Here is a 21,025-nt window from a genome sequence, read left to right as displayed (position 1 = left end):
AGAGGTGAACGTTGTGGAAGAAATGCTTAGAGAGATAGAGAGAAAACTAGAATGGCCTCGTATTGTAAAGTGTACAGCTATTTCAAAAGGTTTTTCACATGAAGAGAAATATAAAATAGAATTAGAAAACAGAGTAACATATTTTGTGAAAGTATGTGATGCTGTAAACTTTGAACGTAAACAAGAAGAATATACATATATGAAACAATTAGAGTCATTACATATTCCAACGCCTAAGTTAATTCACTTCATAAAACTTGAGGAATTAAATAAATGTGTTCAAGTATTTGAATGGGCCCAAGGTGTAAATGGTGAAGAGGGCTTAAGTAAGCTATCGGCGGAAGAACAGTATCATGCAGGAAGAAAAGCTGGAGAAGTATTAAAGCGAATTCACTCAATTGAAAGAGAAAGTGCAAGTGATAAATGGGAAACATCTAGATGGAATAAATACGAAAGATACATAGAGGCATTAGCAGATTACGAAGTGGATTTTCTAGATTTGAAGTCAATATTAACTTTTGTAGAAAATCATAAAGACTTATTAAAAAACCGTCCAATGACATTTTTACACGATGACTTCCATCCAGCAAATAGTATGATTCATAATAAGGAGTTTATCGTTATCGATTTTGGTGGATATGATTTTGGCGATCCGATACACGATTTTTATAACGTAGCGATTTTTACTACAAGAATAAGCAAACCATTTGCGGTTGGACAAGTTCACGGTTATTTCAGAGGGGAACCATCGCTTCATTTTTGGAAATTGTATTCATTATATGCAGCAATGACATTCCCAGCGGATATCGTTTGGACAAACCGAAGCACGCCGCATTTAGTAGATGATATGAAGGAAAGATTAAACGGAATTTTAGATGATCATAATCAATTTTCATCCTATATTCCAAAATGGTATCAATCAAGTGAATGTAATAAATAAAGGAGGAATACATATGGACAAAATTGCGGTAATTTCAGATATACATGGTAATATTCCAGCTTTAGAATCGGTACTGCAAGATATTAAATTGAGAGGAATAAAACGCATAATTTGTCTTGGAGATTTAGTTGGAAAAGGCCCTCATTCTAGTGAAGCAATTGAAATCATTCGTAAAGAATGTGAAGTAGTTGTAATGGGAAACTGGGATGATTTTATAACAAAACCGACTGAATTTGAGGCATTAAAATGGCATCAAAAACAACTATCGGAAGAACAAAATGACTATTTAAGAAGCTTACCATTTTCAATCGAGTTTTATATGAGTGGCAAACTCATTCGTATGTTCCACGCTTCACCGAGAAGTTTATATGAAAGAATTCAACCACATGCCGCAAGAGAAGAGCGAATTAGTATGTTTGAAAACAGTGAGCTCACGGAGAATATAGAAGGAGAAAGAAAACCAGATGTCGTTTGCTACGGTGACGTTCATCAAGCGTTCGTTCAAAATTTCAGAGGGAAAACGTTATGTAATGCTGGTAGCGTTGGAAACCCACTTGAAATTACACAAGCTTCCTATTTAATATTCGAAGGAACTTACAATGAAAAAGAAGCAGCAAGCTTTTCCATTCAACTCGTACGTGTACCGTATGATATTGAATTAGCTATCAGGCTGGCAGAAGAACTCGATATGCCAGAAATAGAGGAATACAAGCAAGAATTACGGACTGCATTGTATCGAGGGTTTAAGGGAAAGTAAACCAATCATAATATATCTATCGTAACTTAAAATATATCAACGATTTTTTCGATATATCGACGATTCGACATAGGATATCGACTTACCGACAAATAGTGACATAAAAGTTAATTATAATTTTGTTATGTAAACTAAATGAAGGTGGGAAATATCATGAACCCAAAACAACGTATAAATGAAATTGCTAATCATATTTTAAAATTAAACTTAACTCACCCAACAAGAGTTGGAGTAAGCGGTATTACAGCATCAGGAAAAACAACATTTGCAAACGAATTCGCGGAAGAAATACACAATCAAAAGTATATGTATAGCCTTTTATTAATAGTTATAATTCTCGTATAATTATATTAGCTTTAGAAAGTGAAAAACGGGGGATAAGGCAATAAGAAACGCAAAAAGGGGAGAAAAAATATAATGAATGAAGTATTAGAATTAAAAGAAGAACTACTACAAATTAAAAATAATAATTATGCTGTACCAGAAGACGTAGATGCATATCCATATGCGCAGTGGATGTTAGATTATATCGGATCACCTGATGCTGAATTACGCGATGATTTAATTTATAGTACGCTTCACACATGGATTACAAATGATGTATTTAGACAAAAAGAATTACGAGGGTTAATGTTACAAGCAATTAGTCCTGATTATTTATTTTATAAAATTGGTGAAAAGGGAACAGATTCTGTTTTTAAACGTGCGTTCTCTGTATTAATTCCGCCACTTATTTTATCTGTTCATGAAAGAGAGCCGTTGTTATCAGAAGAACAACTGTACAGCGTAGCAGAACAAGTGCTGGAATATGTATATTTAGAAGAAGATGTAAGAGGTTATGTAGAAGGAAAAGGGTGGGCACACTCTACTGCGCATGCAGCGGATGCGCTCGATGCGTTAGCACGTACAATACAAAATCGTGAGTTTTCATATGCGATTCTTGCAGCTGTTCGTCAGAAAGTTCGCCTAAATGACTATGTTTACATACACTTTGAGGATGAGAGATTAGTAACGCCAATTATGTCATTACGTAATCAAAATCTTTTAACAGAAGAAGAGTGGAGCAACTGGTTACATAGCATAGCAATCGTTGAAGACATCCCGCATCCTCAGCATGATATTTTGGTGCAAAATATTAGAGCTTTTTTAAGAAGTTTATATTTTAGAGTTTTAGAGACAGAGGGTAGCACAGCCTTTACGGATGATATTTTGGAAACTTTGAAGGGTTTGCGTAGGTATTAAAAATCCATTTTGCTAAAAGGAAATTACATAAAACCAACACCTCCCAACCATACTAAAAAATGTGTTGGAGGTGAGTTTAATGGACAAAAAAGATTTTGAAAAAGTGTATAATGATTATTTACATCAAGGAGAAGAACAAGCTCAATTTGAAGTAGACCATGAAGTTAATACAGGAGCAGAACAAATTGTTGCTGTTCGTAAAAATGATGATGGGGATTTAATAGCGTTTAAAACAAGTAGCGGAAGAGAGTTAGATTATATGACTGCTCTTAGCGAAGCAAAATCAGGGAAATTAGCTCATGTGGATGTATTTCATAAGTATGGCAGAGATATTATACGTAGTGAACCGGATGGAATAAAAGAAAATAACTTAGATAATTTACCTTCATTTTAAACGGGTAAACCTGAAGAAGAGAATGTTCATTTGGATATTCTCTTCTTTTCTTTCTCTACAAATAGACGGTTCATTTCTACAGTGCGATCATACTTTTAAAGAGCGCTCTAAATTTCTCTTTATCTTCTGCTGTAAATGGTTTCGGTCCTTTTGTACGCTTACCGCTTTTTCGAACCATTGCACTTAAATAACGTGTTTGTAATAGTTGGTCAATGTTTTCATTCGTATACTTGTACCCTTTATGATGAAGAACGATACAGCCTTTTGCTAAAGCAAGCGAAGCAAGACCGTAATCTTGTGTTACGATTAAATCTTCTTTTTGGGCTAACTGCATAATTCGGTAATCCGCAGCATCAGCTCCAGAATCAACATAAATTGTTTCCACGCCTTTTGGCTGCTCAGCATTAGAATAATGAGAAAAGCTTGTAACGAGGGTAACAGGAATTTCTGCCTTCGTAGCTTCAAAAATAATTACATCTTTTACAGGACAAGCATCTGCATCAACATAGATTTTCATTGGTATCACTCCTATAACTAGGTTCGTGTTGATGATAATGGTAGATTTAGGTTTTGTCAAACGAGGGTTTGTATCTAAAGTTACTTTTCACAAACCAAAATAGCCTCACGCAAACGAGAAACCCCTTCCTCAATTTGATCAATATTCACTTTTCCATAAGATAAACGAATATAACCATCTTTCGCGCCGAAAATACTCCCCGGCATAAAGGCTATTTCTTGTTTTAAGCTTTGCATAATGAGTTGTTTTTCGTTTATCGGTTCTTTTAATTTTCCCCATATGTAAATACCACCAGTAGGATTGGAAAAAGAGATTTTATCATGAAGTTGCTCGTTTAGGGCACGGACGATAACGTCTCTTTTTTCTGCTAATTGTTTTCGTAACGGTACGATATGAGACTGAAATGGTACGGTTTCAAAAAATTGTTGCATAAGCCACTGCGGGAAAATGCTCATACCTAATTCCATTTGATGTCGTGCGTCAGATAACCTTTCTACTACCGATTGCGGGGCGACAAGCCAGCCGACTCGTAATCCTGGTGCAATCATTTTTGATAAAGAATGTACATAGATGACTGTTCCATTTTCATCTATTGATTTTAAAGTAGGGCAAGGTTGTTTTTTTTCTAACGTAAGTAAACTAGACGGATCATCTTCAACAATCGCAATTCGTAAGTCTGCACAAAGTGATAATAGTTTTTTTCTACGGTTTGGATGCAGCATTGTGCCTGTAGGATTTTGGAAGTTTGGATTTAAAAAGATCATTTTAATACGATGCTTCCGATATAGCTCTTGCACATCATCTGGATTAATACCGTGTTCATCGACAGGTAACGGGAAAATACGAATACCTGCTGATTGGAATAACGGTAAGGAATAACAGTGTGAAGGACTTTCAAAAGCAACAGCATCACCTGGATTTAATAAACATTGTACGATAAGGTGCAAGGCTTGCTGTGCGCCAGAAGTAATCATAATGGACTGTTCAGTCGCTTCAACTTTTAAATATTCCTTCATATATTTTACGACCGCTTGTCTTAGTGGGAGATAGCCTTGCGGGTGATCATAACTTAATGAATGCGTTAACGGTTGTTCTCGTAAAATCATTTGTAGTTGATCGTGAGGATAGAGGTTACAACCGAGCTCTCCGTTTGCAAAATCTATAATATTTTCATTTTGTTGTATTTCTGCCCGAATATGGCGAAGTAACGGTAAGTTTGGTAAAAATGTACCGCCTTCTACGAAATTTCTCCAGTTCGGCGTTAATGTTGGAGAAACGCCCCACATATGTGTACTCACTCGTGTTCCTTTACCAGTCGTACTTTCTACAATTCCCATAGCACGAAGTTCATTATAAGCAGTCGTTACTGTACTTCGGTTTACATTTAATTGTGTAGCTAATTTCCGTTCGGAAGGGAGGAAGCTACCTGGAGGAAGTTCTCCATATGTAATACGTTTCTCAATAAAGTCAACAACTTGCTGATAAATAGGGATTTTACTGTCGCTATCTAGCTTCCATTCCATAAAAAACGCCTCCGTAACTCTTATATACATTCAGTATAACAAATTGGCTGGGTAAAAAAACAGCCAATTGGACGGTGTTATATCCAGCCAATTTTACTATGCTAAATATGGAAGGGGAGATTCGGATGAAAAGATGGCAAATGGAATGGCTCCTAGTATCAGTAGCATTAGTATGGGGAGCAAATTATACAATTGGAAAGTATGGTGTGGCATTTATGTCATCCATTCAATTTAATAGCTTACGATTTTTAGTAGCATCACCGGTATTATTACTTATTACTTTTTTAATGGAACGCTCATTACGTATTGAAAGAAAAGATTGGTTACGATTAGTAGCAGTCGGTATCGTTGGTACGACAATGTATCAAACGATGTTTATGCTATCTGTGAAATATACTTCAGCAACGAACGCCTCATTATTAATTGCGATGTCACCTATATTTACAGGGATATTAGCGGTATTGCATAAACAAGAACGCTTTTCGATGAAAGTACAAATTGGTTCAATAGTAGCGTTTATTGGTGCAGCATTCGTTTTATTAACAGGACATACAGGAGGAGCTACTTACGAGTATGCATGGCTCGGAAATATAATTGGATTAGTCGCAGCAATTGCGTGGGGATGGTATCCAATATTAGCGCAACCTCTTATTACAAAATATTCCGCAATGAGAGTCACATCATGGTCTACTTTAATTGGAATTGTACCTCTCGTTATATACTGTTTATTCAACGTAAACACATTAACGTGGCCAGTAGATACGCCAAGCTGGGGATCACTAGCATATTCAATCGTCTTTGCGACCATCTTTGGGCTAGCAATGTGGTATGTCGGCATTAGTCAAATCGGTTCAACGAAAGTAATGGTTTATATGTATCTCGTGCCATTGTTCGCAGTTATCTTTGCGGCAGTAACAATCGGAGAGCAGATCAATATGATGCAACTCGTTGGTGGACTTATCATCTTTATCGGCTTATACGTTGTAAAAAAAGGCGGAATGAAAAAGCCAGCTCTCAATTTGAAGAAAGTGAGTTAACAGTAAAAAGGATCTCTTTCATATAGAAGGAGATCCTTTTTTATTTCGTAATAAAAGTGCTTGTTCAACCGCCCATTTTTGATGATCGTGAAGTAGAAGTTCTACAGCATGTAATGGAGACATCCATCTTAGAACGTGATCCTCTGCCCAGTTTTCAGCTTGTTTCTGCACCATGTTCGCAATGTAAAAGAACCCATCGTTCAAATAATATGTATCTTCCTTTTCAGCATAAAAATACCGCATTGCATTACCGATATACCGATCAATTTCAATGGACCATCCTAATTCCTCTAGTAGTTCACGATGTAAACATTCATCTTTTGTTTCGGTACCTTCCATACCGCCGCCAGGTAAAAAATAGCGTTCTCCTTTTTGGATAATAGCAATCTTTGAAGAGGTTGAGTCAAAAATAATTGCATAACAACTAGGTCGTAATACATATTGCTCAGTAGGCTTTTTATAACCAAAAGTAAGTTTAGATATCATAAAACACGACCTTTCTCTATAAAATACATAAAAGGGATATTAAGGTAAAAATAGAATTTTATAAGTATAATCATAAAAGATAGGAGTGGTAACAACATGATAAATCGAAAATGTTCAAGATGTAAAGAAATAACCGGTACATTGCATGGTGGTAAAAAAAATAAGGAAGAATTTTTGTGTGAAGATTGTTTGCAAAAAGGAATTGAGAGTGGGGAAATCGAATTATCACAAGTGGAGCAAGAACAAACTTCGTATCTTTCTATAAAAATATTAAAAATAATGAGTGTGATTTATTTAATAGCATCTATTTTTATGGCTTTTTCAACCGGTCCATTTATACATAATATAGGATTTGATGAAATGTCCATTTCAGGCCCAGAATTAGGTTTAATAAGTATTGTTATGCTAGGTTCTTTATTCCAGTCTGTACTTGTATTTTGCGGAATATGGGTATTCATCCTATTAGTAGAAACAGTCATTAAAATTTATGAAAAAATGAAGTGAGTGAGAGGGAGAAACATATGCGAGTAAGAAACATTCAAGGGGAAGATTATGTAAAGATTCATTCTGTTTTAAATGATTGGTGGGGCGGGAGAGATATGGCAGCTATGTTGCCAAAACTGTTCTTCGTTCACTTTCAAGAAACGAGTTTTATCATTGAAGAAGAAGGCGAAACGTTAGGTTTCTTATGCGGCTTCTTTTCGCAAACGCATAAAGAGGAAGCGTACGTTCATTTTATCGGAGTAAATCCGAAGTATAGAAGAAGGGGAATCGCATCGACATTGTATTCTTACTTCTTTGATGTTGCGCGTGCAAACAATCGTAAAGTTATAAAAGCAATCACATCACCGGTTAATAAAAAATCCATACAGTTTCATAGGGAGATTGGCTTTCAAATTGAGGCTGGGGATGATGAGATAGAGGGTGTATCGGTACATACAAATTATGATGGGAATGGGGGGAGTAGAGTTTTATTTTTGAAAAATGTGTAAAAGTAGGCTAGCACAAAGTTAGCCTTTTTGTTGTGAGGAGCTAGAAGTATGGAGAGTAAACAAAGTAGAAATGAGTATTTACAGTGCATATACAAAGTACAAAATTATATAGAATTACACATAAATGATTCACTTTCAATTGAAGAGTTAGCGGATATAGCAGGATTTTCAAAGTATCATTTTCATAGAATTTTTAAAGGGATAGTAGATGAACCATTATCTCGGTATGTAAACCGATTGAAACTGGAAAGGGCAACAAACCTTCTTACATACCGTTCGGATATGACGATTACAGATATCGCTTACCATTTTGGTTTCACAGATTCAGCAGTTTTCTCCCGTACATTTAAAAATTATTACGGAGTAAGTCCGTCTCAATATCGAAACGACAATAGCAAGAATTGCAAAGACGTAAGAAGAACTTCTCAATACAATGAATGTAAGAAGGTTCGAGGGAATGTTGAAATTGTAACAGCGGACGATATAAACGTCGCATACATAAGACATATCGGTACATATGAAGAGTTAACTGTAGCTTTTCCGAAAATGATAGAGAAATTATTTCATTACGCAGCGTTGCAAAACTATCATGTATTTGAGGATACGAAAGTATTAACCATTTACCACGATCATCATGAATTTACAGAGGACTATCATTTAAGAACAAGTTTATGTATAACAATTCCAAATGAGTCCGCAGTAGAAACGAGCGACATAGGAATAATGGTAATACCTTCTGGAAAGTATGCGGTAGGTCATTTTGAAATATTCCAAGATGAATATAAAGGAGCATGGGATTTTTTATACGGTGAGTGGCTTCCAAATAGCGGATATAAACCGAGAGATTCGTATCCTTTTGAAGTATATAGAAATGATCCAAAGCAGCATCCCGAACATAAACATATAGTTGATATATATGTACCTATCGAACCTTTTTAATGATAGGTTAAAGGGGAAGGAATAATGAAAACTGCTGAAAAGTTAGATCAGATTATACAAGAAGAATATGGAAATGTGAATGGTATGTTAGTAGTGCAGAAAGGTAATGTTATTTTTGAAAAATATTATAAGGGACACGGTCCAGATGATGCGTTTCATGTAGCGTCAGTTACAAAAACGATAATCTCTGCGTTAATTGGGATATGTATAGATAAAGGTTATATAAAAAGCGTTGATCAAAGAGTAATAGAATTTTTTCCGGAATATAACGTTCATTCATCTGAAATAACAGTAGGGCATCTTCTTACGATGACAGCTCCACATCCTTTCGTAGACTGGCAGGAATCGCTAGAAGAATTATGTACACAAAAGGATTGGATAGAATATACGTTAAATAGAATTGGACAAGGCGGAGAAATTGGATTTTTTAAATATTCATCTGCAGGAGCTCACATACTATCAGCAATTATAACGAACGCAACAGGAAAAAGTGCACGTGAATTTGCGAATGAATACGTATTTCAGCCACTCGGCATGAGAGAAATTCCAAACTACAATATGAAAGCATTTGGATTCGATGACTTATTCGGAAAAGATGTAAAAGGATGGGTTCATGATCCAAATGGTATTTCGACAGGCGGCTGGGGACTAACGTTAACGGTTAAAGATATGGCTAAGTTTGGACAGCTGTATTTGAATGAAGGTACTCATAATGGAAAACAAATTCTATCAACACCATGGATAAAAGAATCGACAACAATGAACCAAAATCAATATGGTTACTTATGGTGGTTACGAGAAGAGGCTGGAATCTTTTCATACTGTGCAATGGGCGATGGTGGGAATGTGATTTGTTGTATTCCAGAGAAGGAACTGGTGGTGGTGATTGCTTCTGAAGTCATACCGAATGCAAGGGATAGATGGGAATTGATTGTGAAATATATTCTTCCTTATACAGAATCAAATAAATAACGGAAGCAAAAAGATGGTGTGAATGGGAGTTTCATACTATCTTTTTGTTTTATGAAGGAAAGTTCATGAGAAGGTAAGTTCTGTGTAAAATAATGTAAATATTAGGATTTTTAAATATCTTCTTTTTTTCTTTATGTATAATGAGGACAAGGCCTAAAAATACTTAAATATTTAAGTGAATATTTTAAAAAGGAGATTAAGGATATATGAAAAGCTTACTTCAAAAAATTTTAGCTACTACAGGGATTACTGCTTGTTTATTAGGTATGGTTTCTTCCGCTTCATTTGCTTCAATTAGTTGGGATTCTTATGGGGAATGGGACGGAAGTGGAGGAAAGGCTACAGGATACGCCTACACTGCGCAAACAAATGAACCTCATTTTTACAAGATGACTGTAAGGGCTAGCTTTGATGATGGGTCTTCTAAAGAGGTAGAAAAGAATAATGCTAAAATTACAGATCGTGTGAACGTTAAAGTTTCATCCAGAGGGCCAATTACCACTGGCTATTCGGGTCATGAATGGGTAATGAAAGGGGATAGTGCCTATACCTCTAAGGAAATGGTAATTAGATAACAATCAACAAAAACCGTGACAAAGGATAAATGCCTTTTTCACGGTTTTTAAAATGAGGAGGATATATGAATCTAGTATTAAAAGAAATAGTGGTAAACAAAACAATATTCATTATGTTATTTATTGCGTTTGTATTGACAATATGGCCGATACTTATAGCAATGTCGACGAAAGATTATTATGATGAGAAATTTTATGATAGAAAAAATGGTTATTTTAATTATTACTATTCCGTTCAACTTACTAATATGGGGGAAATCAATTTCAAACAGTTTCAGACGTTAGTAGAATCTGATTTTAAAAATGCTAGTGTTATTACAAATGATATTCGTACTACTATTCCAGATATCGGCCGAGTAACAATGAATGGTCTCCTTAATAAAAATTGGTCTCCACCTTTGCTAAAAGGTTCTCAGATGGGACAAGATGAAAAAAATAGTGTAATAGTGGGGAAGAAAATTTATAAGGATATGGAAACAATAAAATTATTTAATAAGGAATATATAGTTAAAGGCGTAGCTGGAGAAAATACTGGATATGAGTATAATATTAAAATTTACGTCTCTCTAAATGACATGCCAGATGAAGTGAAACAGATGATACAAAAAGATAATACATTCCAAATGATTGTTCGTTCTAACGAAAACCCTAAAGAAGAGATAGAAACTTTCATACAGCATATGAAACAGAACAATAAAGATATAAATGCCAAAGTGATTAGTGAAAAAGAGAACTATGAGAAAGAAAAAAACACAAGTAAAGCCGTGAAAGAGTTACTTAGTTTTCCATTTAGGCTTTTTTGTATAGCTTTCATTACCAGTATAATAGTAAGTTATTATTGGATTTATACGAAGAAAAAAAGTCTGTCGTTAAGGAAAGCTTTGGGAGCAAGTAATGTAAATCTGTTTATTTTTATATTTAGTCAATTATTTTTATGTGCAATCGCTGCATCAACCTGTGCAATATGCATACAATGGATTTTTAGCACTTTGAGTGAAAATATTGTAGAGTTTACAAGTTATAGCATTAGTTTACAGTCTACTCATATTGTAATGTGTGTATTTTTTTCACTTACTATAGCTTTTATCCTCTCTGTAATACCATTTGTATATGTGCTTAAAAGTGAACCTGCTAAAGCGTTAAAGGAGTAAAAATGATGAGAATAAAAAGTGCGTTCCTAGCATTAAAAAAGAGATTTCTATTTTCCGTACTTCTTCTAATACAGATTACATTTGGATTAGCAACTATAACGAGTTCAATTAATGTATTTTATAATTTACACCATCTAAATGATAAAGCCAGCTCAGCATTAAATGTGGATAAAACATATTTAGTTACTTTTGAAAGGACGACAGATAGGTTACAAAGCGATCAATTTAATAAAGAGCAAATTCAAGCGGTTTATAATACAATTCATCAAAATAAAGATGTGATTTCGTATGGTACATACGAGGAGAGTTTAATTGAAATAGAATTAAGTAATAGGCCACTTCAAAATAGTATGATTGCTGATTTGAAACATAAAACGTTTCACGATGACAGACCTACTGTTCAAACAATTGTTGTTGATGAAAATTACTATAAATTGTTAGGTTTACCTTTAAAACCTGAAGAGGGTTTCTTGCATGAAGATTTTCCAAAAAATAGTGAAGAAAAAACAAAAGTATTAATGGGTTCTTACTTTAAGAAATATTTTCAAGTTGGGGATACAATTAATAATCAATATACAATTATAGGCTTTTTACCAGAGAATAAATTTATCGTAAATAATAATACAACGAACGTTTATTTGAAGTTGGATTATGCAATGATAATGCCTATGTCATCTGATAGATATGAAAATTATGAAGCGATGTTTTTAAGACTGCATCAAAGTACAGTTTTACATTTACGAAAAGATGCAGATGTAAAGAAACTAGAAAAATCAATTCAACTTAAAGGAAACGGCGGTACGTTTTATTTGAAAAATTTAGGTGATGAAATAAATATAGATGTTACTCTTAATAGTTATTCTGAAATACCTCAACTTATAGTAGGAATCTTATTCATTCTATTCTCGATCGTCGGAATGGTAGTAACAACCATCGTTTCTATCTTGATGAGAAAGAGGGAATTTGGTATAAAAATAGTTTTTGGCGAAAGTAAATTTGGAATGTTTATTCAAATTGTTATAGAAAACATTATTGTAGCAATAGCTGGCTTAGGAATGTCAATAGCTTACTTTTCATGGAGATATGGTAATCTGCTGCAAATGTCAAAGGATTTTAAAGCAGTATCCGCATTAGACTTTAAATTGGACATGCCTATATTACTTTTAGTATTTCTTTTCTTATTACTGATCATCATTGTATCAAATGTAATTGTCTTCTTATTTATTAGAAAGCTTGAACCGAAAACATTAATAGGTGGGATGGAATAATGGGGTTAATTGAACTAAAAGATATTAAGAAGGTGTATAGTAATAAGAATCACAATACGTTCGCGTTAAACGGTATAAATTTAACGATACATAAGGGCGAAATGATAGCGGTAATGGGGCGATCAGGCTCAGGGAAGAGTACATTACTAAATGTTATAGGGTTAATTGATATGCCAAATGAGGGTGAATATACGTTAAATGGAAAATCATTAACTGAAATTAGAGCAAATAAAGTTCATAAAACAAGAAATGAAATGATCGGATTTATTTTTCAATATTTTGCATTGTTAAAAGAACATACTGTACTGGATAATGTAGTGCTACCACTCACATATAGAAAGCTAGAGCAACGGGAAAGAGAAAATAAGGCGAAGTTCTATTTAGAAAAAGTAGGATTAAAAGAACATATGTATAAAACACCGGACGAGCTATCAGGTGGACAACAGCAGCGCGTCGCAATTGCAAGAGCGTTAGTGGGCGAACCAGAATTAATATTGGCAGATGAACCGACCGGAAATTTAGATAGAAAAACAGGAGAAGAAATTATGAACCTACTATTACAACTGAATGAGGAAGGACGAACAATTATTATTGTAACGCATGATATGGAAGTAGCGAATAAGTGTAATAGAATTATTGAGTTAGTTGATGGGGAAATTGTGCAGAGTTAACAATTAAACTAAGATACATCAAAAAAATTGTTTTTTATTTAAGAATCCATGTTGATTTATTTTTCAAAATGGATTCTATTTTTGTTTCTAGAATTAAAGTAAAATAACAAATCCCCCGTAACTTTTTATGATAGCAATTCGTTTAACAAAAGAAAAGATTTTTGTGGAGCAGCTTATCGGTGGCGGAAATGGTGATTTGTTTGGTTATTCTGTTTTGAATGGAATGGTACAAAGAGATGATATATATGTATGGAATCATGAAAATGATAGTAGAACGTGGGTTGCGCTTTCTTTAAAAACTTTCATGGAGTGGTGGGAGAGTGGGAAGATAACAATTTAAATATAGTATCAAGAAAAAGCGCCTTGTTATTAAAGAAACAAGGCGCTTTTTCGTGTGTACTGTTATTGTAATAGATGCATATGTATAATTGATGGAAAAAGATTCGGAAAATTAAAAAACTATTGAATAAACTAGAAAAAATTAGTAATCTTATTTATACGATACATACATAATAGTTTTATAGCGATTTTTAAATGAAGTATAGGAGGCAATCGTTGTGGATCTTACGTTCAAAGTTGAGGAAACATGTTTTAATTACCGAGTCGGAGCCATTTGTAAACACGGTAATAAAATCCTTATATTGCAAGGTAATGGTGAAGATTTTTGGTACGTACCAGGCGGTAGAGTGAAAATGCTAGAAAATAGTGAAGACGCGTTAAAACGAGAACTTGCGGAAGAATTAGCTGTTCCTATTAAAGTAAAGAGATTACTATGGTCAGTAGAAAATTTCTTCACACTTTCTGAGCGAAAGTTTCATGAGATTAGTTTTTATTACGAAGTAGAATTGCATGAATTACCCGCGAATGGAGCGAATCAATATATTTTGGAAGAAGAGGGTAGAACATATTTGTTTAAGTGGGTGTCGGTAGAAGAGTTACATGCATATAACTTACAACCAGCATTTATAAAAGAAAAAGTAAAGGATATAGTAGCTCACACAGAACATATTGTATTACAAAAGTAAATGTATTCGGAGGGGAAAACGGTGAAGAGGACTAAAAAAAAGATACATATAAATGACAAAGTAATTTATTACACACATATCGAAAAAGGTTCTAGTACGGTTTGCTTTATGTTTTCAGGTTCAGGATACAATTATGATAAGCCGTTATTTTATTACGCGACGATGCTTATGCTTGAACATAAAATAGATGTTGTACATATTCATTATTCTTATGATGGACAATTAATGAATAAACCAATGGAAGAAGTAACGAAAGTAATGATGGATGATATTAATCCTGTAATAAATGAAGTATTAAAAGATGAGCAATACAACGAGACGATGTTTTTAGGGAAGTCACTTGGAACAATTCCGATTGCAAAGGATTTAATGAAGAGAAAAGAATTTTTACAGTCAAAAATGATAGTACTTACACCTTTACTAACTTTTGAATCTATTTTTGATTCTATTTTACATAGTAGTCACGAAGGGCTTTTAGTAATTGGGGATAAAGATCACCAATATAATGCAGATCAAATTAATCAGTTACATAATACAAATTTAAAAATTGATGTTATCAAAAACGCAAATCATTCTGTAAATGTTGGAGAATATGAAACAGAAAATTCAATTGAAGCAATAGCGAAAATAATAGAAAAGCTTAAAGAAATTGTTAGGGAAAACTAACTTATCAATACATGCAAAAAGAGGTGCGAATTGCACCTCTTTTACTTTAATAAGCCTTCAAAACATGAAGCAAATAATCTTTCCGATTCAACGGATTATAATCAACACGTTTTCGAGTAGGGAAGGGAGCCATAAGTTTTGTGAAACCAGCTGGCTTCGTTGTAAATATGCCTTCTCCTTCTGTAAATGAATGTAGTATTCGTTTGAAACTCTCTGTTTTCGCAACAGGTAACGATCCTGTTAAATGGTAGGAGTCATTATTGAATATCGGCTCTGCAAAAGTTGCTGAAATAGCAGCGAGCTTATACATTGCGGTACTAATTGCCTGCTCCGGTACAGTTAATTCAAACGCATTAACTGGTTCATATACATATGTTTCAGCTTTCTTTAAAGCATCCATTAAAACGAGTGGCGTTAAGTTTCTAAAGTCACTAGCTGTTGTAACAGGACTAGCATAGCCAGTATGGGTTAACGTAACGATAATATCCGTAACTTCCCATCCGTACAAACCTTGTTTTAACGTTTGAAATACAGTATCTTCAATCGCTTTATGAAAGGCTAAAGGTAGTGAGCCAAGTTCAACGCCTAATTTATATGTTATGCCAGAATTCAGTTCACCACGTTCGACTTTGAATCCAACTGTTGCGTAAAATGGATTCGTTTTTTCGCCCATTACTTCAACGGAAATCCCAATGCCAATTGGCTTCTCAATACATACAACTCGCGTATTTGAAAAAGTAACTTGCAAATTATATTTCTCAAAAAGAGTTGTTTCAATTACTTCTTTTTGTACTTGACCGAAAAGGCGAATATATAGTTCATTATGAACATCATCTTTCCACACTTTAATGAGTGGATCTTCTTCACATAGTTCCATAAGTGCAGCGTATAAATCATGAATTCGTTCTTTAGGTACTGCATCGATGGCAGCTTCCATTTGTGGTTCGGCAAAGTGAATATTTTTTATATAATCAGTCCGTGCACCGATAATATCACCAATTTTAATATCACTTAGTCCCCACACTTTGCAAAATTCTCCGCTAGGAACGGTAGAAGTTTGAACGGCATCTCCATTATGAAACATGCACATTTTTTTAATCTTTTCCTTATGTGGTAGAGACTGATCGCGCTGTATATCAACATGTTTTCTAACGTGTAAGTTACCAGAAAAAACTCTTACATATGCAATCTTTTCTCCAGAAGGTTCACGTTCAATTTTAAAAACAATACCGGACAATTCTTCATCTTGAGACAGATTATTAGCTGGAAGTAAGGCTGAAATATTTTCAAGTAGTTTAGATACTCCTATACCCGTCATTGCGGAACCGAAGAAAATCGGATACAAATTTGCTTGCGCTATTTGTTTAATGAGTTCTTCTCTTAACATTGTGTCCGTTACGATTTCGTTATTTACATATGACTCAAGTAACGATTCATTATATGGTGCTAATCGTTCTATACAATCATCATATGATTTATATTCAATAATACGAGCTTCCTTTGTTCCTTCGTTTAGGACAGAGTAAAAGGGGAATGCTTCATTTGAAAGAATCGTTTTTATTTGCTTTACAACTTTTTTACTATTTGCACCACGACGATCAATTTTATTTACAAATAAAATAGTCGGTATGTTTAGTTTCTGTAACGTTCGCATTAAAATCTTCGTTTGTGCTTGCACACCTTCAACGGCAGAAATAACTAAGATTGCACTGTCTAAAACGCGGAATGATCGCTCCACTTCAGCAATAAAATCAGCGTGTCCCGGTGTATCGATGACATTTACTTTTAAGTCATCAATAAAGAAAGAAACGACGGATGCTTTAATCGTAATTCCGCGCTGCCTTTCTAATTCCATTGAGTCTGTTTGCGTACTTCCGCCATCAACTCGGCCAATTTCTTTAATCACATTCGTTTCATAAAGAATACGTTCAGTCAAACTCGTCTTGCCAGCGTCTACGTGCGCGACAATCCCTATATTTATTGTTGTCATATATCAATATCCTCATTTCATTTTCCATTTTCATTTCCTCATTTCTATTTGTGTATTGCCGCATTACAATCACTCTCCAGTCATTTAAAGTATTACTATTATAATGTAATTTACATTTTTTGTAACGCTACAAAGCGCCTTAATTTGGAAAAAATAAAATGAAAACAAAATGCTTGCATTCTTAATCGATATAGATTATATTAATTGACGTATCAACTATTGATATATCAAGTGATTTTTTAAATTGGATCTAAAGGAGGGGTAATTTGACAAGTTCATGCTCAAAAGAAGCGATTATTTTATATAAATTACACTTTCTAAACAAGGAAGTAAGTTCGAAGTTTGAAGGGTGTACGGGTATGAGCCAATCTCGTTTAGAGCTTATACTTCAGTTATATGAAGTAGGTGAAATTAGTCAAAAAGCACTTCAGCAAGAAGTGAATATTGATAATGCGGCGATAACGAGGCATTTAAAGCAGCTTGAGGCCAATGAAATGATTGTAAGACGTAAAAATCCAGATGATAACAGAATTACGTTAGTTTCTCTAACTGAAGAGGGACGAAATAAAATCCAGGCGTTTCAAGAGGAAAAAGAACGTTTTGCAGCATCTGCATTTAAAGGATTAAGTGAGGAAGAACGCGATAATCTTTTAAATATGTTAATTCACATTCAAGAAAATATAAAAGAACTTTAAAAAAGGGAGAATACAACTATGACTAACTCAGTAAAAACAAATGACTTTAACGAAATTTTAACAGGACGTCGTTCCATTCGTAAATACGACTCATCAGTGAAAATTAGCAAAGAAGAAATGACAGAAATTCTTACAGAAGCAACACTTGCACCATCATCAGTAAACATGCAACCATGGAGATTCCTTGTGATTGAAAGTGACGAAGCAAAAGCAACACTTGCACCACTTGCGAAGTTCAATCAATCACAAGTAGAAACATCTTCAGCAATGATCGCTTTATTTGGTGATTTAAACAACTTTGATAATGCAGAAGAAATTTACGGAACAGCAGTAGAGCGCGGTTTCATGCCAGCTGAAGTAAAAGAAGATCAAATGAAAAAACTTTCAGCTTACTTCTCAATGGTTACACCAGAAGTAATGAAAGATACTGTACTTATTGACGGCGGTCTTGTAGCAATGCAATTTATGCTAGCAGCTCGTGCTCACGGTTATGATACTTGCCCAATTGGTGGATTTGAAAAAGACCAAATCGCAGAAGCATTCGGATTAGATAAAGAACGTTACGTGCCAGTTATGTTAATTTCAATCGGAAAAGCTGCTGATAGTGGTTACCAATCAGTACGTCTTCCAGTTGAAAAAGTTGCTGAGTGGAAGTAATTTCAAAAGAAATAAGTGAAATATGAGAGGGGAAACACCATGATTATTATTCACGCAATATTTCAAGTAGATCCAGCGAAACAACAATCATTTTTAGAAGAGATTCGTCTGCTGATTCATAGTTCAAGAGAAGAAAGTGGAAATATTTCTTATGACTTGTATAAGGACATAGAAAAAGAAAATGTGTATACAATGGTTGAAGTGTGGAAAGATGAAGCAGCAGTTGCGAGTCATAATACGAGTGAACACTTCACATCTTTCGTTAGCAAAGTAAAACAGTTTTTAACTGCTCCTCTTGATATAAAAGCTTATAATGGAGAGTTAGTAAAATAATGAGAAAGATGACTTTAGCTTATAGTGCTAAGGTCATCTTTTTTATTTTGACAGGAATATATTTACTTTTATCGTAATGTGTTATAATTCGGAAAATTATAATTCTTAATTTTCAGAATAAAAGAAAGTGGGGGAATAAATAGATGAACACATTAAAGAAAATCACTAATAATATTTCGAAAGTTATTATAGGAAAAGATGAATCCATAGAACTAGCAGCCGTCGCTCTAATAGCAAAAGGACATATTTTATTAGAAGATGTACCGGGGACAGGAAAAACAACACTAGCGAAAAGTTTGGCTAAAAGCGTGGACGCAAAATTTCAAAGAATACAATTTACAGCGGATACTTTGCCTGGAGATGTTATTGGTCTTGAATATTTTAATGTGAAGGAATCGGATTTTAAAACGAGGTTAGGACCTATTTTTGCAAATATAGTATTAGTGGATGAAATTAATCGGGCTGTACCGAGGACGCAATCTTCGTTACTCGAAGTGATGGAAGAGCGTACTGTTACGATTGCGAAACAGACACATTCATTACCAGAACCTTTTTTAGTAATTGCAACGCAAAATCCGCTTGAATCTGCTGGTACATTTCCTTTACCGGATGCTCAATTAGATCGATTTTTACTTACGATTCGCCAAGGATATCCTACGAGAGAAGCTGAAAAGGAAATGATGAATCGGTTTCAAATGAATGATCCGTTAGAAACATTACACTCTATTATTTCAAGTGAAGAAATTATTATGATGCAAAAGCGTGCAAGAGAAGTGTTAGTAGGAAATGATGTGCAAGATTATCTTCTTGAAATTATTGGGGCAACGCGTAAGCATGAGCTAATTGAAATTGGTGTAAGTCCGCGGGGGACGTTGGCATTTATGAGAGCGATTCAAGCACGGGCTATATTAAATGAAAGAGATTACTGTACGCCAGATGATATAAAACAACTTGCTGCTTCCATATGCACTCATCGTTTAACGTTAACGATTGAGGGGGAGATGAAAACGACGAAAGAACAAATCATGAAAGAAATTCTTCATACGATTAGTGTGCCAGTGGAGAATGTACGATGAATCAACAGCTTGTGTATACACCTTTAGCGGAGCCTTTCGTAATGGGAGTTATGTCAGTTGTAGCAGTTATTTTATGTATATTTTCAAGTAATCTACTGTTTTTATCTCTCGTATTTTTGTATGTAATTTTAATAGGTGCTATGCATGTTTATATACGTAAAGTATCTCGTGTTGAATGGGAATACAGTCAAGGAAATTCAAATGTTTTTATAGGTGAAACGAACAGATGCAAAATAAAAATTTCAAACAAATCAATTTTTCCTATTTTTAATGTTGTATTTCGATTTAAATGTGAAAATAAGCTAACTTGGAATCATGATGAAATAAACAAAAAATCATAGTACAGGTTCAAATTATTATATGAATTTTAATTTAAAAGGAAGAGAGTCAGTTTTATTTGATTTACAAGCTGTAGCTGTAAAAAGGGGAATTGCGAGATGGGAAGAAGTTGAAATTGTCATTACAGATCCCTTTGGATTTATGACGAACCATATAACATATAAAAGAGTTGAAACGCCGACCTATTTAGTTTTACCAGCTGTTCCGAAAATGCAAGTTCCTGAATTACAAGAATGGTCACGAGGATTTCGAAAAGCGATGTCATCACCCTTATATGATGAAACGAAGGTAATGGGAGTGAAGTCGTATGAAAATGAAGATTTTCGTTCTATCCACTGGAGTGCGACAGCGAAAACAGGGGCGATAACTGCAAAAAAATACGAGCGAACACAATCAGATAAATATGCGATTTATCTAAACTTGCAAAACAAAAGTGGTATTTCTTTGAGAAATGATACAGAGGAACTAATTGAATTAACGGCAGGCGTATGTAAACAACTGCTTATGCAAAACTGTTCATTTGAAGTATGGATTAATAGCGTAAAAGATAATGGATTACTACATATAAAAAACGGGGATAATCGGAAACACTTGCAAAATGTATTAAAGGTGCTTGCCTCCATATCAGATCAGGATACACCTGTATCTTCTTCTTATTTTTACACAGCTGGATTCCGGCGAAAGGAACTGGATGCGGTTCCTTTAATTCTTGGTACTTCCCCAAGGAAATACACCAGAACGAATAAATGGGTCGTAATTAAAGAATAAGAAGGGGTTTAT

23 protein-coding genes and 3 pseudogenes are annotated in these 21,025 nt (G+C 34.4%); 22 read left to right on the top strand and 4 right to left on the bottom strand.

What is annotated here, in order from left to right:
- The first annotated feature begins 13 nt into the window (after positions 1-13).
- From ACTFRN_RS13645 to ACTFRN_RS13625, 5 genes and pseudogenes are all read left to right on the top strand, one after another.
- Positions 14-940 carry an aminoglycoside phosphotransferase family protein gene (locus ACTFRN_RS13645; protein WP_088106661.1) on the top strand — a complete coding sequence of 309 codons (927 nt, stop codon included), beginning with the start codon at positions 14-16 and terminating at the stop codon, positions 938-940.
- A gap of 13 nt (positions 941-953) precedes the next feature.
- Positions 954-1,697, top strand: a complete 744-nt coding sequence (locus ACTFRN_RS13640) for a metallophosphoesterase family protein (RefSeq protein ID WP_000357649.1) — start codon at positions 954-956, stop codon at positions 1,695-1,697.
- 153 nt (positions 1,698-1,850) lie between these two features.
- Positions 1,851-1,988: pseudogene (locus ACTFRN_RS13635) on the top strand (uridine kinase); the annotation flags it as partial.
- Between the two features lie 126 nt (positions 1,989-2,114).
- Positions 2,115-2,939, top strand: a complete 825-nt coding sequence (locus ACTFRN_RS13630; protein ID WP_001006676.1) for a DUF2785 domain-containing protein — start codon at positions 2,115-2,117, stop codon at positions 2,937-2,939.
- Between the two features lie 79 nt (positions 2,940-3,018).
- Positions 3,019-3,333, top strand: a complete 315-nt coding sequence (locus ACTFRN_RS13625; RefSeq protein ID WP_000358171.1) for a DUF3892 domain-containing protein — start codon at positions 3,019-3,021, stop codon at positions 3,331-3,333.
- A 76-nt stretch (positions 3,334-3,409) separates the two neighbouring features.
- Here the strand turns inward: ACTFRN_RS13625 and ACTFRN_RS13620 are convergent, their stop codons facing one another.
- Together ACTFRN_RS13620 and pdxR are read right to left on the bottom strand one after the other, a co-directional pair.
- On the bottom strand, positions 3,410-3,850 hold the full coding sequence (locus ACTFRN_RS13620; protein WP_000708754.1) for a YaiI/YqxD family protein: 441 nt from the start codon (positions 3,848-3,850) through the stop codon (positions 3,410-3,412).
- Positions 3,851-3,930: 80 nt separating this feature from the next.
- Positions 3,931-5,373 carry a MocR-like pyridoxine biosynthesis transcription factor PdxR gene (pdxR, locus tag ACTFRN_RS13615; RefSeq protein ID WP_088106660.1) on the bottom strand — a complete coding sequence of 481 codons (1,443 nt, stop codon included), beginning with the start codon at positions 5,371-5,373 and terminating at the stop codon, positions 3,931-3,933.
- 125 nt (positions 5,374-5,498) lie between these two features.
- Here pdxR and ACTFRN_RS13610 point away from each other — a divergent pair, with 125 nt between their 5' ends.
- On the top strand, positions 5,499-6,410 hold the full coding sequence (locus tag ACTFRN_RS13610) for a DMT family transporter (protein ID WP_000832948.1): 912 nt from the start codon (positions 5,499-5,501) through the stop codon (positions 6,408-6,410).
- 18 nt (positions 6,411-6,428) lie between these two features.
- On the opposite strand, the gene ACTFRN_RS13605 is transcribed toward ACTFRN_RS13610, so the two are convergent.
- Positions 6,429-6,896: an NUDIX hydrolase gene (locus ACTFRN_RS13605; RefSeq protein ID WP_000624016.1), complete on the bottom strand. Its 468-nt coding sequence runs from the start codon at positions 6,894-6,896 to the stop codon at positions 6,429-6,431.
- A gap of 96 nt (positions 6,897-6,992) precedes the next feature.
- Here ACTFRN_RS13605 and ACTFRN_RS13600 point away from each other — a divergent pair, with 96 nt between their 5' ends.
- From ACTFRN_RS13600 to ACTFRN_RS13550, 11 genes and pseudogenes are all read left to right on the top strand, one after another.
- Complete coding sequence (locus tag ACTFRN_RS13600) at positions 6,993-7,400, top strand: DUF3980 domain-containing protein (RefSeq protein ID WP_000610499.1); 408 nt, start codon at positions 6,993-6,995, stop codon at positions 7,398-7,400.
- 17 nt (positions 7,401-7,417) lie between these two features.
- Positions 7,418-7,888, top strand: coding sequence for a GNAT family N-acetyltransferase (locus ACTFRN_RS13595; protein WP_001266056.1), 471 nt, complete (start codon positions 7,418-7,420; stop codon positions 7,886-7,888).
- Positions 7,889-7,936: 48 nt separating this feature from the next.
- The gene (locus ACTFRN_RS13590; RefSeq protein ID WP_000444268.1) at positions 7,937-8,827 is read left to right on the top strand and encodes an AraC family transcriptional regulator; all 891 of its coding nucleotides are present in this window, start codon (positions 7,937-7,939) and stop codon (positions 8,825-8,827) included.
- Positions 8,828-8,851: 24 nt separating this feature from the next.
- Positions 8,852-9,799 carry a serine hydrolase domain-containing protein gene (locus tag ACTFRN_RS13585; protein WP_000844672.1) on the top strand — a complete coding sequence of 316 codons (948 nt, stop codon included), beginning with the start codon at positions 8,852-8,854 and terminating at the stop codon, positions 9,797-9,799.
- Between the two features lie 206 nt (positions 9,800-10,005).
- A complete protein-coding gene (locus ACTFRN_RS13580; RefSeq protein ID WP_088106659.1) occupies positions 10,006-10,374 on the top strand; it encodes a hypothetical protein in 369 nt (122 codons plus the stop codon).
- 65 nt (positions 10,375-10,439) lie between these two features.
- On the top strand, positions 10,440-11,525 hold the full coding sequence (locus ACTFRN_RS13575) for an ABC transporter permease (protein WP_001055046.1): 1,086 nt from the start codon (positions 10,440-10,442) through the stop codon (positions 11,523-11,525).
- A 2-nt stretch (positions 11,526-11,527) separates the two neighbouring features.
- Positions 11,528-12,793: an ABC transporter permease gene (locus ACTFRN_RS13570; RefSeq protein WP_170932369.1), complete on the top strand. Its 1,266-nt coding sequence runs from the start codon at positions 11,528-11,530 to the stop codon at positions 12,791-12,793.
- Positions 12,793-13,464, top strand: a complete 672-nt coding sequence (locus ACTFRN_RS13565; RefSeq protein WP_088106658.1) for an ABC transporter ATP-binding protein — start codon at positions 12,793-12,795, stop codon at positions 13,462-13,464. The genes ACTFRN_RS13570 and ACTFRN_RS13565 overlap by 1 nt, the downstream gene beginning before the upstream one ends.
- A 181-nt stretch (positions 13,465-13,645) precedes the next feature.
- Positions 13,646-13,804: pseudogene (locus ACTFRN_RS13560) on the top strand (SMI1/KNR4 family protein); the annotation flags it as partial.
- Positions 13,805-14,021: 217 nt separating this feature from the next.
- Positions 14,022-14,489: an NUDIX hydrolase gene (locus ACTFRN_RS13555; RefSeq protein WP_016717853.1), complete on the top strand. Its 468-nt coding sequence runs from the start codon at positions 14,022-14,024 to the stop codon at positions 14,487-14,489.
- Entirely contained in the window at positions 14,490-15,155 is a 666-nt protein-coding gene (locus ACTFRN_RS13550; protein ID WP_140383367.1) for an alpha/beta hydrolase, read from the top strand.
- 46 nt (positions 15,156-15,201) lie between these two features.
- Here ACTFRN_RS13550 and ACTFRN_RS13545 read toward each other — a convergent pair whose 3' ends face one another.
- Positions 15,202-17,145, bottom strand: a complete 1,944-nt coding sequence (locus ACTFRN_RS13545; protein ID WP_088106656.1) for a GTP-binding protein — start codon at positions 17,143-17,145, stop codon at positions 15,202-15,204.
- A gap of 266 nt (positions 17,146-17,411) precedes the next feature.
- Between ACTFRN_RS13545 and ACTFRN_RS13540 the strand changes: the two genes are divergently transcribed.
- The 5 genes and pseudogenes from ACTFRN_RS13540 to ACTFRN_RS13520 all read left to right on the top strand — a co-directional run bounded on the left by ACTFRN_RS13540 (position 17,412) and on the right by ACTFRN_RS13520 (position 21,013).
- Positions 17,412-17,840 carry a MarR family winged helix-turn-helix transcriptional regulator gene (locus ACTFRN_RS13540; protein WP_000204171.1) on the top strand — a complete coding sequence of 143 codons (429 nt, stop codon included), beginning with the start codon at positions 17,412-17,414 and terminating at the stop codon, positions 17,838-17,840.
- Positions 17,841-17,858: 18 nt separating this feature from the next.
- Complete coding sequence (locus ACTFRN_RS13535) at positions 17,859-18,497, top strand: nitroreductase family protein (protein WP_000185398.1); 639 nt, start codon at positions 17,859-17,861, stop codon at positions 18,495-18,497.
- Positions 18,498-18,536: 39 nt separating this feature from the next.
- Positions 18,537-18,830: a putative quinol monooxygenase gene (locus ACTFRN_RS13530; protein WP_000583823.1), complete on the top strand. Its 294-nt coding sequence runs from the start codon at positions 18,537-18,539 to the stop codon at positions 18,828-18,830.
- A gap of 143 nt (positions 18,831-18,973) precedes the next feature.
- Positions 18,974-19,906 carry an AAA family ATPase gene (locus ACTFRN_RS13525; RefSeq protein ID WP_001094249.1) on the top strand — a complete coding sequence of 311 codons (933 nt, stop codon included), beginning with the start codon at positions 18,974-18,976 and terminating at the stop codon, positions 19,904-19,906.
- Positions 19,903-21,013 (top strand): annotated as a pseudogene (locus ACTFRN_RS13520) (DUF58 domain-containing protein). Before ACTFRN_RS13525 ends, ACTFRN_RS13520 begins: the two are co-directional and overlap by 4 nt.
- Positions 21,014-21,025: the final 12 nt, after the last annotated feature.

The organism is Bacillus cereus group sp. MYBK245-2, from assembly GCF_051916145.1.
GTDB classification, from domain to species: Bacteria; Bacillota; Bacilli; order Bacillales; family Bacillaceae_G; genus Bacillus_A; species Bacillus_A pacificus.
This window is presented reverse-complemented; position numbering and strand designations above follow the sequence as displayed.

Coding starts and splice junctions, on each gene's coding strand:
- ACTFRN_RS13640 (WP_000357649.1), top strand. CDS start 954: ATGGACAAAATTGCGGTAATTTCAGATATACATGGTAATATTCCAGCT.
- ACTFRN_RS13630 (WP_001006676.1), top strand. CDS start 2,115: ATGAATGAAGTATTAGAATTAAAAGAAGAACTACTACAAATTAAAAAT.
- ACTFRN_RS13625 (WP_000358171.1), top strand. CDS start 3,019: ATGGACAAAAAAGATTTTGAAAAAGTGTATAATGATTATTTACATCAA.
- ACTFRN_RS13620 (WP_000708754.1), bottom strand. CDS start 3,850: ATGAAAATCTATGTTGATGCAGATGCTTGTCCTGTAAAAGATGTAATT.
- pdxR (WP_088106660.1), bottom strand. CDS start 5,373: ATGGAATGGAAGCTAGATAGCGACAGTAAAATCCCTATTTATCAGCAA.
- ACTFRN_RS13610 (WP_000832948.1), top strand. CDS start 5,499: ATGAAAAGATGGCAAATGGAATGGCTCCTAGTATCAGTAGCATTAGTA.
- ACTFRN_RS13605 (WP_000624016.1), bottom strand. CDS start 6,896: ATGATATCTAAACTTACTTTTGGTTATAAAAAGCCTACTGAGCAATAT.
- ACTFRN_RS13600 (WP_000610499.1), top strand. CDS start 6,993: ATGATAAATCGAAAATGTTCAAGATGTAAAGAAATAACCGGTACATTG.
- ACTFRN_RS13595 (WP_001266056.1), top strand. CDS start 7,418: ATGCGAGTAAGAAACATTCAAGGGGAAGATTATGTAAAGATTCATTCT.
- ACTFRN_RS13590 (WP_000444268.1), top strand. CDS start 7,937: ATGGAGAGTAAACAAAGTAGAAATGAGTATTTACAGTGCATATACAAA.
- ACTFRN_RS13585 (WP_000844672.1), top strand. CDS start 8,852: ATGAAAACTGCTGAAAAGTTAGATCAGATTATACAAGAAGAATATGGA.
- ACTFRN_RS13580 (WP_088106659.1), top strand. CDS start 10,006: ATGAAAAGCTTACTTCAAAAAATTTTAGCTACTACAGGGATTACTGCT.
- ACTFRN_RS13575 (WP_001055046.1), top strand. CDS start 10,440: ATGAATCTAGTATTAAAAGAAATAGTGGTAAACAAAACAATATTCATT.
- ACTFRN_RS13570 (WP_170932369.1), top strand. CDS start 11,528: ATGATGAGAATAAAAAGTGCGTTCCTAGCATTAAAAAAGAGATTTCTA.
- ACTFRN_RS13565 (WP_088106658.1), top strand. CDS start 12,793: ATGGGGTTAATTGAACTAAAAGATATTAAGAAGGTGTATAGTAATAAG.
- ACTFRN_RS13550 (WP_140383367.1), top strand. CDS start 14,490: ATGTATTCGGAGGGGAAAACGGTGAAGAGGACTAAAAAAAAGATACAT.
- ACTFRN_RS13545 (WP_088106656.1), bottom strand. CDS start 17,145: ATGACAACAATAAATATAGGGATTGTCGCGCACGTAGACGCTGGCAAG.
- ACTFRN_RS13535 (WP_000185398.1), top strand. CDS start 17,859: ATGACTAACTCAGTAAAAACAAATGACTTTAACGAAATTTTAACAGGA.
- ACTFRN_RS13530 (WP_000583823.1), top strand. CDS start 18,537: ATGATTATTATTCACGCAATATTTCAAGTAGATCCAGCGAAACAACAA.
- ACTFRN_RS13525 (WP_001094249.1), top strand. CDS start 18,974: ATGAACACATTAAAGAAAATCACTAATAATATTTCGAAAGTTATTATA.